The sequence below is a fragment of the Candidatus Methylomirabilis sp. genome (assembly GCF_028716865.1).
Classification (GTDB): Bacteria; Methylomirabilota; Methylomirabilia; order Methylomirabilales; family Methylomirabilaceae; genus Methylomirabilis.
In genome coordinates, this window is the sequence record NZ_JAQUOY010000015.1 from 32,081 (window position 1) to 45,358 (window position 13,278).

The 13,278-nt window shown below is 59.3% G+C and carries 11 protein-coding genes and 1 tRNA gene; 4 read left to right on the forward strand and 8 right to left on the reverse strand.

The annotated features are described in order from the left end of the window. Positions 1 to 11: 11 nt before the first annotated feature. From PHV01_RS07475 to PHV01_RS07495, 5 genes are all read right to left on the reverse strand, one after another. Positions 12 to 557 carry an HNH endonuclease gene (locus tag PHV01_RS07475; RefSeq protein WP_337290530.1) on the reverse strand — a complete coding sequence of 182 codons (546 nt, stop codon included), beginning with the start codon at positions 555 to 557 and terminating at the stop codon, positions 12 to 14. A gap of 114 nt (positions 558 to 671) precedes the next feature. Continuing rightward, positions 672 to 1,604, reverse strand: coding sequence for a Ppx/GppA phosphatase family protein (locus tag PHV01_RS07480; RefSeq protein WP_337290531.1), 933 nt, complete (start codon positions 1,602 to 1,604; stop codon positions 672 to 674). After that, on the reverse strand, positions 1,605 to 3,374 hold the full coding sequence (locus PHV01_RS07485) for an NFACT family protein (protein WP_337290532.1): 1,770 nt from the start codon (positions 3,372 to 3,374) through the stop codon (positions 1,605 to 1,607). Between the two features lie 14 nt (positions 3,375 to 3,388). After that, a complete protein-coding gene (gene uvrA / locus PHV01_RS07490; protein ID WP_337290533.1) occupies positions 3,389 to 6,004 on the reverse strand; it encodes an excinuclease ABC subunit UvrA in 2,616 nt (871 codons plus the stop codon). Positions 6,005 to 6,128: 124 nt separating this feature from the next. Beyond that, positions 6,129 to 6,764, reverse strand: coding sequence for a carboxypeptidase-like regulatory domain-containing protein (locus tag PHV01_RS07495; protein WP_337290534.1), 636 nt, complete (start codon positions 6,762 to 6,764; stop codon positions 6,129 to 6,131). A 309-nt stretch (positions 6,765 to 7,073) separates the two neighbouring features. Here PHV01_RS07495 and PHV01_RS07500 point away from each other — a divergent pair, with 309 nt between their 5' ends. The 4 genes from PHV01_RS07500 (at position 7,074) to PHV01_RS07515 (ending at position 10,507) form a co-directional block, all read left to right on the forward strand. Then, positions 7,074 to 7,757 (forward strand): hypothetical protein, encoded by a 684-nt coding sequence (locus PHV01_RS07500; RefSeq protein ID WP_337290535.1) that lies wholly within the window; start codon positions 7,074 to 7,076, stop codon positions 7,755 to 7,757. 139 nt (positions 7,758 to 7,896) lie between these two features. Then, positions 7,897 to 7,983, forward strand: a tRNA-Leu gene (locus PHV01_RS07505). Between the two features lie 137 nt (positions 7,984 to 8,120). Next, positions 8,121 to 9,119, forward strand: a complete 999-nt coding sequence (locus PHV01_RS07510; RefSeq protein ID WP_337290536.1) for an NAD-dependent epimerase/dehydratase family protein — start codon at positions 8,121 to 8,123, stop codon at positions 9,117 to 9,119. A 65-nt stretch (positions 9,120 to 9,184) separates the two neighbouring features. Next, positions 9,185 to 10,507, forward strand: a complete 1,323-nt coding sequence (locus PHV01_RS07515; protein ID WP_337290537.1) for a nucleotide sugar dehydrogenase — start codon at positions 9,185 to 9,187, stop codon at positions 10,505 to 10,507. 77 nt (positions 10,508 to 10,584) lie between these two features. On the opposite strand, the gene PHV01_RS07520 is transcribed toward PHV01_RS07515, so the two are convergent. The 3 genes from PHV01_RS07520 to PHV01_RS07530 all read right to left on the reverse strand — a co-directional run bounded on the left by PHV01_RS07520 (position 10,585) and on the right by PHV01_RS07530 (position 13,088). Then, complete coding sequence (locus PHV01_RS07520; protein ID WP_337290538.1) at positions 10,585 to 11,448, reverse strand: SDR family oxidoreductase; 864 nt, start codon at positions 11,446 to 11,448, stop codon at positions 10,585 to 10,587. Positions 11,449 to 11,571: 123 nt separating this feature from the next. Then, entirely contained in the window at positions 11,572 to 12,480 is a 909-nt protein-coding gene (locus tag PHV01_RS07525) for a TIGR01777 family oxidoreductase (protein ID WP_337290539.1), read from the reverse strand. Positions 12,481 to 12,557: 77 nt separating this feature from the next. Beyond that, positions 12,558 to 13,088: a hypothetical protein gene (locus PHV01_RS07530; protein WP_337290540.1), complete on the reverse strand. Its 531-nt coding sequence runs from the start codon at positions 13,086 to 13,088 to the stop codon at positions 12,558 to 12,560. Positions 13,089 to 13,278: the final 190 nt, after the last annotated feature.

A 13,278-nucleotide genomic window follows, 5' to 3' on the forward strand; every position in this document is an offset into this window, starting at 1 on the left:
GGTCAGGGTAGTCAGGAACCGGCGCCCTGGAGGTCCCCGCCAACCTCGCGGGGGAGATACTTACTCCATGAGATGAGCCTGTACGGGGAGTGGGACATGATCCCCAGATAAAAGACAGAGGCCGGCTTGGAGGGCTTGCGGCGTAAGCTCATCTTGACCTCGTGAAGGGGTTTGTTCCCTTTCTTCACGTTACAGGCGCGGCACGCGCTCACCACGTTCTCCCAGATGGTTCGTCCCCCAAGCGATCTGGGAATCACATGATCGATGGTCATCCGTTCACCACCGTTGCGGCCGCAGTATTGGCAGGTATACGCGTCCCGTCTCAGAATATTTTTCTTGTTGAAGGCAATCGCGGGGATGACCGGAAGCTTCACATAACGATAGAGGCGGATCACAGCAGGGATGACAAAGACGATCGAGGGGGAGTGAACAATACTTGGACTGTCCTCGATCCGTTCGGCCTTTCCAGTGTACAGCAGAATAATGGCTCTTCGCGTAGTGCAGACGTGGAGGGGTTCAAAGGAGTGATTCAATACCAATACTTTGTCAGTGTCCATCGAGTGGTTCTATGGGCTTACGGCTTGCGAATCCCCGCATGGTGAAATCATCCTTAGCATACAACGGAGAGTGTTGTCAACGCAAAGGAAAGAAGAGAGGATATCGCACTAGCCTTACGCGGCGTGCTGTCTGAGAAGGTCAAGGAGGATCCCTTCCCGCAGGCCACTGTCGCTGACCATGAACTCATCGTAGCCGAGCGCGCCCATGACCGTGACGATAAGGGTCGTTCCTGCAACAATCAGATCGGCGCGTCCTGGTTCCAGGGGTGGGATCTTGCTCCGTTCGGTCAGCGGTTTCGTCGTCAGCACGCGAAGCAATTGCCTCGTCCGAGTCAACGACAGCCGATGGCCGTCCACTCGATCGGGAGTATAGACGGTCAGCCCAAGGTCAATTGCCGCGAGAGCAGTTGGCGTCCCGGCGGTGGCGATGAGCACCGTCCCATCGAGTTTTGGCAGTTCAGCGCGTAGCCGCCCAATGCGGTCCGCGACAACCTGTTCAACGGCCTCCAGCTCACCGGGGGTTGGCGGATCGCTGTACAGATGCGCCTCGGTCAGCTTGACCACGCCCAGACCGGTGCTCACGATCGCCTCAATCGTCTCCCCCGTGGCGAGAATGAACTCGGTGCTCCCACCGCCGATATCCATGACCAGGACTCGCTCTGACCCGAGGCGGAGCCCGTGCCGAACACCGAGCAGGGTAAGCCGCGCCTCCTCGCTGCCGTCGATGACCCGGAGGCTAATTCCGCTCTCCCGGAGCGCCGCAGCCACAAACTCCTCGCGGTTACTCGCCTCCCGCACGGCACTGGTGGCGATCGCCGCCACGTGCATCGCCTTGAAGCGGCGCGCCGTTTCGGCGAACCTTCTGAGGATCGTCAGGCTTCGCTGACGCGGCACATCCTGGAGTCGCCGACTTGGCATCAACCCTTCACCGAGACGAGCGATCGTCTGTTCTTGATGAAGGATAGTGAAGCGACCAGAGTCCGCCGCTTCGGCTACCAGCAGACGGAGGGTGTTGGTCCCGACATCGATGGCCGCGTAGATCGCCATTTAATCCTCGGCGCTAAGAGCGTCTGCAGTATGCAGTCGGCGGACGAGGTCAGCCTCGGGCCGAACCGTGATCGTCTTCTCCTGCGTCAGGAGCACCGCCCCCGGCGCGGCCGCCCTCGGCTTCCTCAGGAATTTCCGCAGGACGTAGTCCACCGGCACCTTGACCTCCCCACGCGCCTGGCTGTAGTAGGCGGCGAGTTGCGCCGCCTCGCAAAGAGTCCGCGGTGGGGCCTGCTTTCCTTTCGCCAGGCGCACGAGGACATGCGAGCCCCGAATGCCCTGGGCGTGAAGCCACAGATCGTGAGGTCGGGCAAGCCGCCAGGTCAGGCGATCGTTGCCCGCTCCACTCTTGCCGACCAGGATCGAGAAGCCGTCAGAGGAGCGGAAGGTGCGCGGTTCGGGGCCTTCTGTGCGTTGAACGCGCGGCGCTGCCGGTCCTTGGACAGGTCTCCGCCTTGCCATACGGGCCAAGGCGGCATCAACCCACTGCAACTCGCCCGCGCCGTTCGCCATGCTCGCTTTCTGGATCAGCGACCGGAGCGTAGCTAGTCGCAGGGCTGCCTCTTCAAGACGCGTATTGACGATAGCCGCTCCGCGTTTCGCCTTGCGGTGCAGCGCGAAGAAGCGTTGAGCATTCTCCTCGATGGAACATGCGGGGTCCAGCTCGACTCGCAGCAATGGCGTTCCCGGCTCAGCGTAGTCGGCAAGTTCGACCGTTTGCTGTCCACGCCGAATATTGGCCCGATTGGCAAGCAGGAGCCGGCCCTTCCGCGCATGGAGCTCGCCATCACGATAGAGAGCGGCCTCCTGCCCGAGCCCAGCCAAAAGCCGCTCCGCGGCGCCGATCTCACTCTGCAGACGGCGCAGCAACCCAACCTGAAGGGCCTGCAACCGCTCACCCTGTTCGCGGCTTGCATGGTAGGCAGCAAGCGCCTCAGCCATCGTGGAATAAGGAACCTGGTGATCGGTAGGAACCGTGACGAGTGGAAAGGCTGCGATGCCGACCGGCTCCCCATCGCTCCCCATGAGAAGCTTGGGTTCGAAGGCAGCGGTAGCCACGCAGTCCATGAACTCGTGAAACGGCTTCCACAAGGCGCGCGCTTGCTCGTCGAGCGAGGCGAGTGTCGAAAGGCCGGAACGGGCCACCAGTTCCGTCGCCATTAACGAGCTGAATCCTGTAAAGCAGGTCGCGAGGACGCGCGCCGGTTCGACCCCTTCAGCAAGGCGCACACGAACCAGTTCTTGAAATTCGTCCTCGTTGACAAATCTGGGATCGATGCGGCTGTTATCGAAGGGGGGCTGATACGGCTCGCCCGGTCCCGGTGTCTTGCCCCTCGTTCTTCCGGAGGCTGAGCGAAGGCGGTCGATGACCGTTCCAGTGACTCGATCGACGAGGAAAAAGTTGCTCGCAGGCCCAAGCATCTCTATATACAGGGTCATGGCCGCCTCAGACAGCGGGCCGCCGCGCATATGTATCGCCATGATTCGGTCCAACCCTACTTGCTCAACCGCCTCAATCAGCGCCTCCTTCGTTTTTGAGGCGACGAGGTCCCCAAACCTCGATGAGGGCAAAGACGACTTGCGGGGCGGCGGACGTAGTTCGACCCTGGGCGCATCAGGCTTCACAGAAAGCAGCAACCCTCCAGGCCGGTGTCGTTGAAATACCAGCATCAGGCTCCAGCGATCGGGCTGCACGACCCGGTCGATCGTGGCGCCCACGACAACCCCTTGCAGTTCCTGAATGATCGCGGCTAGACAAAAGGCATCCATGACGCGTAACTATTTCAAAGCATCCGCTTGAGAAACTGGCCGGTGTAGGAGGTCGGATGGGCGGCCACCTCCTCCGGCTGTCCTGCCGCGACGACCCGCCCTCCATCATCCCCACCCTCCGGCCCCAGATCGATAATCCAGTCGGCCGTCTTGATCACCTCCAGGTTGTGCTCGATCACCAGGACGGTATTGCCGACATCGGTCAGACGGTGTAGGACCTCCAGAAGTTGGCTGATATCATGGAAGTGCAGCCCGGTGGTTGGCTCATCCAAGATATATAAGGTCTGGCCGGTCCCTCGTTTGCTGAGTTCCCGCGACAACTTGACCCGTTGCGCCTCACCGCCCGAGAGCGTTGTGGCCGACTGGCCCAGTTTGATATAACCCAGGCCGACATCAAAAAGAGTCTGAAGTTTTTCCTTGATCTTGGGGACGGGTTGGAAGAAGGCCAGCGCCTCTTCTACGGTCATATTCAACACATCGGCAATACTCTTGCCCTTATAGATAATCTCCAGCGTCTCCCGGTTGTAGCGCGCCCCCTTGCAGACCTCACAGGTGACGTGGACGTCGGGAAGGAAGTGCATTTCGATCTGGATCAGCCCATCGCCCTGACAGGCCTCACATCGGCCGCCCTTGACATTGAAGCTGAAGCGGCCGGGCTTGTAGCCTCGAATGCGCGATTCCGGAACCAGCGCGTACAGCTCCCTAATGAAACTGAAGACACCCGTATAGGTAGCAGGGTTGCTGCGTGGGGTGCGGCCGATGGGCGATTGATCGATGTCGATCACCTTGTCGATATGCTCGGCGCCAAGAATCTTATCGTGCGCTCCCGGTCGCTCCCGAGAGCCGTAGAGTCGGTGATCGAGCGCCCGCCGCAGGATCTCGTTGACCAGGGTGCTCTTCCCGGAACCGGACACACCGGTTACGCAGGTCAACACGCCCAGGGGAATCTCCACCTCAATATTCTTGAGATTATGTTCACGCGCCCCAACGATGGTAAGGACGAGGCCGTTCCCTCGCCGTCGAAGGGCAGGAACAGGGATCGCCAGACGCCCCGACAGGTACTGACCGGTCAGCGAACTCTTATGTCGGATGATGTCACGGGGGCTCCCGTACGCGACGACTCGCCCACCGGAAACCCCTGCCCCCGGACCCAGATCGATGACGTAGTCGGCATCGCGGATCGTCTCTTCGTCGTGCTCGACGACCAGGACGGTGTTCCCCAGATCGCGGAGCCGCTTCAAGGTATCCAGGAGGCGGGCATTGTCCCGTTGATGCAGGCCGATGCTGGGTTCATCCAGGATGTACAGGACACCGACCAGCGAACTGCCGATCTGCGTCGCCAGGCGGATTCGCTGCGCCTCCCCGCCCGCCAGGGTGGCCGCCGTTCGGTCCAGGGTCAGGTAATCGAGGCCGACGTTCACGAGGAATGTCAGACGCTCCCGCAGCTCCTTCAGGATGCGGCGGGCGATCTCACGGTCTTTCTCGCCGAGTTGCAGGTCCTGGAAGAACTGTAGCCCCGCCTTGACCGAATACCGCGTCACATCCGCGATCGACTTGCCGTCTACCTTGATGGCCAGTGATTCCCGCCGCAGGCGCGCCCCTTGGCACGTCGGGCATGGGCGAATGCTGGCCAACCGCTTGACGTAGTTCTCAATCTCCTCCCGTACCTTGGAAGAGGATGTCTCCTTATAACGGCGGTCCAGATAGTGGATGTTCGGACCCCCGTGCCACGGCTCCAGGATGCCTGGCAGATCTTCCATCCGTCCGTCCAGCTTCGTACCCAGGCCATCGCACGTGGGACAAGCCCCGTGCGGATTATTGAAAGAGAAGATGCGAGGGCTGATTTCTGGATAGCTGACGCCACAGTCGATGCAGGCGAGCCGCTCGGAGAAGATCAGATCTTTCAACGGCTCGAGGAGGTTGACGGTCACAATCCCCTCGCTGAGTTTGAGCGCGGTCTCGAGCGAATCGGCCAGCCGTTTTCGAATATCCGTCTTCAGGATGAGCCGATCCACCACAACCTCGATCGTGTGCTTCTTGTTTTTATCCAGATCGATCGACTCCTCAAGTTCCCGAAGCTTGCCGTCGACACGAACACGGACGAACCCCTGCCGACGCAGATCGGCAAAGACCTGACGGTACTCCCCCTTTCGCCCTCGTACGACCGGGGCGAGAACCTGGAACTTGCTGCCATCCGGCAGCGCCAGCACCTGGTCTACGATCTGCTGTATCGTCTGGGATGCAATCGGCTTGCCGCAGGTGTAACAGTGCGGCTTACCCACACGGGCAAACAGGAGCCGGAGGTAATCGTAGATCTCGGTTACCGTCGCGACGGTCGAACGGGGGTTTTTGCTGGTGGTCTTCTGCTCGATGGAGATCGCCGGCGACAGTCCCTCAATCAGGTCCACGTCCGGTTTATCCATCTGTTCCAGAAACTGACGGGCGTAGGTAGACAGCGACTCCACGTAGCGGCGCTGCCCCTCGGCATAGATGGTGTCGAAGGCCAGCGACGACTTCCCGGAGCCGGAGACGCCGGTGATCACCACGAGCTTGTCCCGGGGGATCTCCAGATCAATCGACTGAAGGTTGTGCTCTCGCGCGCCACGAATCAGAATCTTGTTGCTTGCCATACCGACCAACCTCTACAGATTAGGCGTTTAGACTGAAGGCTGAAGGCTATACGCAGTTACCAATTTTTTATTATAACCGATTCTTGTAGCCCAGCAAGGTGATAGGGCGGAGGGGGTGCCTGCGCTACTTCGTGGGGGGAAGCGGCAGCACGCCTTGGATGGGCTGGAAGGTATACGATCCCTCGACCGCAGAGCCGACAAAGCGATAGCTGATTCCCTTCTTATAATACCACCACGTCTCCGCAAATTGATCGCTGGTCCCGCGGTCGATCCGTTCCGGAAGGCCCAATTGACGCAGAATCTTTCCTTTGGCCGAATCCGCACCAAACTGCGCGATCTGTCGCTGTACTTCCTTCCATTGCGGATGGTCGAGCAGCACTTGATCCAACCTCAGCTCTCTGCTCTCCTTCAACCGCTTGGTGATATCGATCCCGTCCGGCCTTTGAAACCGGACGCCATCGAATCCCTTTTCGGCATAGAAGAACAGGTAAAGGTTATTCCCGAGTTCGTCGGGAATGAACTCGGCCCTGTACCGGCCGTCGTCGGCAGTCAGGACCCTCAACTCCCGTCGGTCGAGTTCCGTATAGTCAAACTTCGTGGTCAAATCAAGCCGCCGTCCTACCACCAGCACGGGCGTCCCCGGTACAGGCCGACCCTGTTGATCGGTGATCCGGCCGCTGACGACCCGTTGTTCCGCAATCTGGGCCGTTGCGCATCCTACAAGGATCAACGCCATAAGTCTCAGACCTGCCCACTTCATTCGGCGACACATACGGCCCTCTCGAGAGGTGCTCACAGCCAAGAATTTGAAAGATAACGCAAAGAATAGCAAACTGGGGCAGGCCATGCAACACCGGCTGAAGTCGTGTTTGGACCTTCCTTAAGGAATCTCAATCCTGTAACTTTTACACAGCTCCAAGGTAGTTTTGCTGCTCATTTCCCCTCAGGAACGACGCAATGCCAACCGAGAGCCCTGGCATGACTATTGCTCTCACTCAATACGGTTGGTAACCTGTACGATATCGATCCGGATCATGAGAGCTACTATTCAATCGCTATGGAGGGAGACATGATGGTTACAAGCAAGGGGGCAGGTAGAACGAGTCGAAGGGCAGCTTGGATTTCTGCGCTCCTGGTGGGGCTGGCGACCGTAACCTTTGCGGCCACGCCAGTCTGGGCCGGGAAGATTCATGGGAAACTGCGAGGGGTTGTTGATGTCCCGGGCGCGAGTCTAACGCTTCCCCTCCCGCCCGGCTCCCCTAACGTCATCGTCACCCTCTTTCTCGGCGGACCCAGCGGGTCGCCTGTACCGATCACGATCACCCCCAGCACGAAAGTCGATGCTGAGGACTCGAAAGAAAAGGGGGCCGGAGGAAGCATCTCGCTTGTGGATGGCGATTCGATCGGGGTGAAAGCGAAGGCCCAACAAGTGGGGGCCACCATGGAGCTTGTGGCGACTAAGATCGAGTTGAAAAATCCGGAAATCGAGACCTTTGGAGCCGTTGACGTTCCAGGCGCGAGCCTGGCGCTTCCTCTCCCGCCCGGCTCCCCAGCCCAGACCTTTACTCTCTTCATTGGTGGGATAGGCGGGCCGCCAATCTCCATCGTTGTCACGCCAACTACCAGGGTGAGAGCGGATGGACTAACCTTGAACGATAATGATTTTACCGAGGTCAAGGCAGTCATCCAAAATGGTCAGATTGTCGCGCTGAAGATCAGAAAAGAGAACCAGGAGGAAGTTGAGGACGAGTAGAAGCTTTATAGCGCCAGTTACCAACGCCCTTCAGGCCGGCAGCGACCTTGGAGGGCGTTGGTGTTTTCAGGTGGGAAAAAAGGCAACAGCCCAGATTTCCGTTGACAGCGGGTGGCGGCAATTGCCATCATACTGCTGCGCCGAAGTGGTGGAACTGGTAGACACGCCGTCTTGAGGGGGCGGTGGGGTTACACCCGTGGGGGTTCGAGTCCCCCCTTCGGCACCATTGTATACTCACAGTTTCGCGGTTGACCTCCCTTGGCATCTTCGCACACCGACATCGATCGTTCAGATTGCGCAATGGCACCAAAGGCGGCGCAGACCATCAATCTAAGCCGGATATAGCGCGCCAAGGACCGACGCTTGGAACCAGGAACGGTTATCCTGACAGGTTGTGCGGGCTTTATCGGCTGCAAGGTCGCCGAGTTGCTTCTCCGGACCGGTCACCTCGTCGTCGGGATCGATAACCTTAACGACGCCTATGATGTCAGGCTTAAGCAGTGGCGCCTCAAACAGATCCTCCACTACCCCGGCTTTCAGCTCCACCAACTCGACATCAGCGATCGGGCAGCTTTAAGCGAGCCCTTTGAGGCAGCATGTGGACCCTATGGTCGCGGTCCAGTCGCCGTTATCAACTTGGCTGCCCGCGCCGGCGTACGCCAATCCGTTGAAGACCCCTGGGTGTACTACGACACCAACGTCACCGGAACGCTCAACCTCTTAGACCTCTGCCGGAAACGCGGCATCAATAAGTTTGTTCTCGCCTCTACCTCCAGCCTGTACGGTCAGGGTAATCCAATGCCCTACCGGGAAGACGCAAATACCGACGCCCCCCTTTCGCCCTACGCCGCTTCCAAAAAGGCCGCTGAAGCTCTCTGCTATACCTATCATTATTTGTACGGAATCGATGTGACGGTGCTGCGGTATTTCACCGTCTACGGCCCCGCCGGGCGACCCGATATGAGCCTCTTTCGCTTCGTGCAGTGGATCAGCGAAGGGCACTCAGTGCTGGTGTATGGCGACGGCCAACAATCCCGGGACTTCACCTACGTAGACGATATCGCGAGAGGCACGATCGCCGGCCTCAAACCGCTCGGGTATGAGGTCATTAACCTCGGCTCCGATACGCCGATCGTCCTGATCGAGGCAATCCGACTTATCGAAACATTCCTCGGGAAGAAAGCAGAGATTGTACACACACCCCGTCATCCAGCCGACGTGCAGGCCACATGGGCGGAGATCAGTAAGGCCAAGCAATTGCTGGGCTGGCAACCGCAATCAACATTCCAGGATGGCGTTGACGCGCTGGTGCGATGGTATCAAGCCAATCGTGAGTGGGCGATGCATGTGTCAACAGGGTAACGCCGACTGGTTGGCCTTCATGGCGCCGTCGAAGCCTCCCGCTTTGTGAGGAGAAAGGACACACGATGACATCGCTCGTCCCGCATCTGAAGGAACGTATCGGACGGCGAGACTATACGGTCGGCGTCATCGGCCTGGGGTATGTCGGGTTGCCGGCCGTGTTACGTTTCGGGGAGGTGGGCTTTCGCGTCCTGGGCTTTGACATCGATCCTGACAAAGTGAAGCGAATCAATGCCGGCGAGAGCTACATCCGGCATCTCCCGGAAGATCGGGTGGCCTCCCTGGTCGGATCGGGTCGGTTTGAAGCCACCTCCGACTTCACCCGCCTCAAAGAGGCCGATGCGATTGTCATCTGTGTTCCCACACCACTGACGCGCCATCGAAATCCAGACCTCCAGTACGTCATACAGACCGCCGACGCCATTGCTCGCACACTGCGGACCGGCCAACTCATCTGTCTGGAGAGCACCACCTACCCCGGCACCACTGAGGAGATCCTTCAGCCCCGCTTTGAGGCAACGGGTCTTCGGGTAGGGCGGGACTTCTTTCTTGTCTTCTCGCCTGAGCGGGAAGACCCGGGCAACGCACACTTCGGCTTGGCCACCATCCCCAAGGTCCTCGGTGGGGTGTCGGATGCCTGTGGGGAATTAGGCGAAACGCTCTACAGAACGATTGTACCCACCGTAGTGCGAGTCGCCTCTCCCAAGGAAGCCGAAATGACCAAGCTCCTGGAGAATATCTACCGAGCGGTCAACATCGCACTAGTGAATGAGCTCAAGATGCTCTCGGACCGGATGGGGATCGACATCTGGGAGGTCATCGATGCTGCTGCCACCAAGCCTTTTGGCTTTCAGGCCTTTTATCCCGGACCGGGTTTGGGGGGCCACTGCATCCCCATCGACCCCTTCTATCTCACCTGGAAAGCCCGCGAGTACGGCATGGCCACCCACTTCATCGAGGTGGCCGGCGAGATCAACCATGCCATGCCGGCCTGGGTGGTGGGAAAGGTCGTGGAGGCGCTGAACGGTCGGGGTAAGTCGCTGCATGGCGCCAGCCTCCTGGTCCTGGGTGTGGCGTACAAAAAGGATATCGACGATCAGCGGGAAAGCCCGGCCCTCGAGATCCTGACGCTACTGCGGCAACAGGGAGCCCAGGTGAATTACGCCGATCCCCACGTCCCCCGGTGCTACGGTCACCGTCACTATCCCGACCTTGACCTGACCGCTCTCCCCCTGACGGCCGAGACCCTTCAGGCGCAGGATGTGGTCATCCTCGTGACGAACCACTCGGCGTTTGACCTCGATCTGATCCGCCAGCACGCCCATCTGATCGTCGATACGCGCAACGCCTTCAAGGGCATCCCCCCAGACAAAGTCGTCAGGGCGTAAGCAACAGGACGGACACGTTTCTACCCCTCTATAAAACGCAGACGAATATCTATCGATACGTCGGAGTGGGGATCGGTCTACTTTGGTAGAGGTAGGGTAAGCAGGGCCGTATAGCCCTCGCGGAAGGTCGGATAGCGGAAGACGTAGCCGGAGGCGAGAAGCTTGGCGTTGCGACAACGCTTGTTGGCGGGATGACGAGGCGTTCGAGGCGAGGCAGATTCACTCGGCCGAGTCGGCGGCACGCCAAGTGTTGCAGCCAGCCAGTCAAGGAGCACGGCCAGCGTGGTTGGTTCGTGATCGACCCCAAGGTAGATTGGGTCCGGGTTCGACAGCATCATCAGATGGCGCAGAGCCCCGGCAGCGTCATTCCGGTGAATGCGGTTAAAATAGACGGGCGACTCATCATTGCCCCATGTAATCTCGCCTCGACGCACCCGCTCGATCAGCGAGGCGCGGCCAGGACCGTAGAGGCCGCCCAAGCGTAATACGGTGGTCGGGAAAGGGCCCTCCAGCAGGAGACGCTCGCCTTCGAGGAGACGCATCCCTGCGAACTCAGTCGGTTTAGTGGAAGACGTCTCGTCTACCCAGGCCCCCGAAGACTCCCCATAGACCCCCGTACTCGATGTGAGGAAGACACGCCGGGGATGTGCCTGCTGCAAGGTAAGCGCGTGGAGCAGGTTTCGCACTCCCTCCACATAGACTGCCCGGTAGGCCGCATCGTCATGAGTATCGGGCGCAGCCGTATAGAACATCCAATCAACTATTGACGGTAGTGTCTGAAGTGTCTCGGGCGAGGTCAGGTCGGCCGCAACTGGTCGAATGTCAGGCGGAAGCGTGTCGGGATGGCGACGCAGTCCCCAGACGGTATGTCCCTCAGCCGCGAGCAGAGAGCCCAGCGCCGTTCCGATATAACCACAGCCAGCTATAAGAACGTTCGCCATGTTCCGATTTAAGAAAGCGGTCAGTTATCAGCCCTTAGCCGTCAGCTTCTGATGATCGCGTTAAACCTGGATTCCGGGTCAAGCCCGGAATGACAATTAACGAAGGGGATGTGACGTACTGCGTTAATGCCCAAGCGAGTGTCGAAGCGCGCCTTCGAGATCAGGGTAGCGGAAGCGATACCCTGTGGCCAGCAGCCGGGTAGGCTGGACGCGCTGACTGGCCAGCAGCACTTCATCAGCCATCTCCCCAAAAGCGAGATGCGCTGCGGTGGCAGGCATTGAAAACAGGGTGAATCGGCCGATAATCCGCCCCAATGTCCGCGTGAATTCCTGATTGGTCACCGGATTCGGCGTCACCGCATTGACCGGACCCTGGAGCGCCTCAGTTGTAAGGGCGTGCGCAATCACACCCAAGAGGTCATCCAAGGCGATCCAGCTTATGTATTGGTGTCCCGTCCCCAGTACCCCTCCGAGGCCCATTTTGAAGGGTGGGAGCAGCTTCGCTAACGCCCCACCGGCTCCGCTGGCCACCATCCCGAAGCGGAGATGAACAACGCGGATCCCTTTTTGGACGGCAGGCTTGGCCGCTGCCTCCCATTCAGCGCAGACTCCGGCGAGAAAGCCGGTTCCCATGGTACTTTCCTCTGTAAGCACCTCATCACCACGATCGCCGTAATAGCCGGTGGCCGACGCGCACACCAGCACCCTTGGCGGCTGCTTCAGCCCGGCGAGCGAGTCGCAGAGCAACCTGGTGCCGCCCACCCGGCTGTCGCGGATCTTCGCTTTCTTCTCAGTCGTCCACCTTCCGGTCGCAATGTTTTCTCCCGCAAGATGGACCACCGCATCCAGCCCCTCAAGGCGGGCGGTATCCATCACTCCCGCCTCAGGGTCCCAACGAACCTCTGCAATCTCGTGCTCAGGAGTGGCACGAACCAGGCGCGTGATACGATGTCCGCCGGCCGCAAGAAACGGAACCAGCGTCGAACCTATGAATCCGGTCGATCCTGTGACGAGGACGTGCAACTGTGTCATGGAGAACACGCTGTCAGCCAAGTTGTCGGGTTACGCTGCGCCAACCCGACCTACGGCTGAACGCTGATCGCTGTTGTTCATGCCCCTGGGGCCGGGCCTCTCAGACTGAGTAAGATGCCCATAAAAAGCCACTGCATGACCCATCCAATCACGCACGCTCCCACCGCTCTGAAGGTTGTCGTGTAGCGAAGGGTCTCCCTCACCGCAATAATCATGGCTCCAAACATCCAGGCCAACACGAGTCCAAAGACGACGCCGCTCAAACCAGGAATGATGCCCAGCAGACTTACGACTCCCGGAGCGCTGGCAAAACTGATTATCCGCACCGTTGCGCCAAAGTCGATTTTGGTCTGCGGCTCCTGCAGTAATCGCGTGCCGACCAGGTAGGTGAAAAACGCCCAGGCATACCACCGCACCATCGCCTGCATCGTCTCGAAAAAGAAGCCGCCAATCCCGTCATGAATGATGACACCGACTCCGGCGGCCACAGCCGACAGAATCACCACCATCGCGGCTTGCATCGGAGCGCGCCGATCAGCCTTAACTTCCTCATAAAGGCTTCCATCCAGTTTGGCGGCCCGGATCATCCGCTCGCCCAGCCCCTTCATCACCTCTCCTCCTCCATGCCGCTACACTTCCTCAGAAAGAGTCTATTGCATCTATCGCGTCGCGAATGGATCGTTCCTTAATTGCTACTTGAGGTCTTCGCGCGAAAAATGCTCTCACATTGCAAACCTATGGTATCTGGATCAGGGTGTCAACTGTTTTCCGGAGAGAGAGAGTACGTATTCGCAGGTG

Excerpts from the sequence above, each read along its gene's own strand:
- PHV01_RS07475 (WP_337290530.1), bottom strand. The coding sequence starts at position 557 with ATGGACACTGACAAAGTATTGGTATTGAATCACTCCTTTGAACCCCTC.
- PHV01_RS07480 (WP_337290531.1), bottom strand. The coding sequence starts at position 1,604 with ATGGCGATCTACGCGGCCATCGATGTCGGGACCAACACCCTCCGTCTG.
- PHV01_RS07485 (WP_337290532.1), bottom strand. The coding sequence starts at position 3,374 with ATGGATGCCTTTTGTCTAGCCGCGATCATTCAGGAACTGCAAGGGGTT.
- uvrA (WP_337290533.1), bottom strand. The coding sequence starts at position 6,004 with ATGGCAAGCAACAAGATTCTGATTCGTGGCGCGCGAGAGCACAACCTT.
- PHV01_RS07495 (WP_337290534.1), bottom strand. The coding sequence starts at position 6,764 with ATGAAGTGGGCAGGTCTGAGACTTATGGCGTTGATCCTTGTAGGATGC.
- PHV01_RS07500 (WP_337290535.1), top strand. The coding sequence starts at position 7,074 with ATGATGGTTACAAGCAAGGGGGCAGGTAGAACGAGTCGAAGGGCAGCT.
- PHV01_RS07515 (WP_337290537.1), top strand. The coding sequence starts at position 9,185 with ATGACATCGCTCGTCCCGCATCTGAAGGAACGTATCGGACGGCGAGAC.
- PHV01_RS07520 (WP_337290538.1), bottom strand. The coding sequence starts at position 11,448 with ATGGCGAACGTTCTTATAGCTGGCTGTGGTTATATCGGAACGGCGCTG.
- PHV01_RS07525 (WP_337290539.1), bottom strand. The coding sequence starts at position 12,480 with ATGACACAGTTGCACGTCCTCGTCACAGGATCGACCGGATTCATAGGT.
- PHV01_RS07530 (WP_337290540.1), bottom strand. The coding sequence starts at position 13,088 with ATGAAGGGGCTGGGCGAGCGGATGATCCGGGCCGCCAAACTGGATGGA.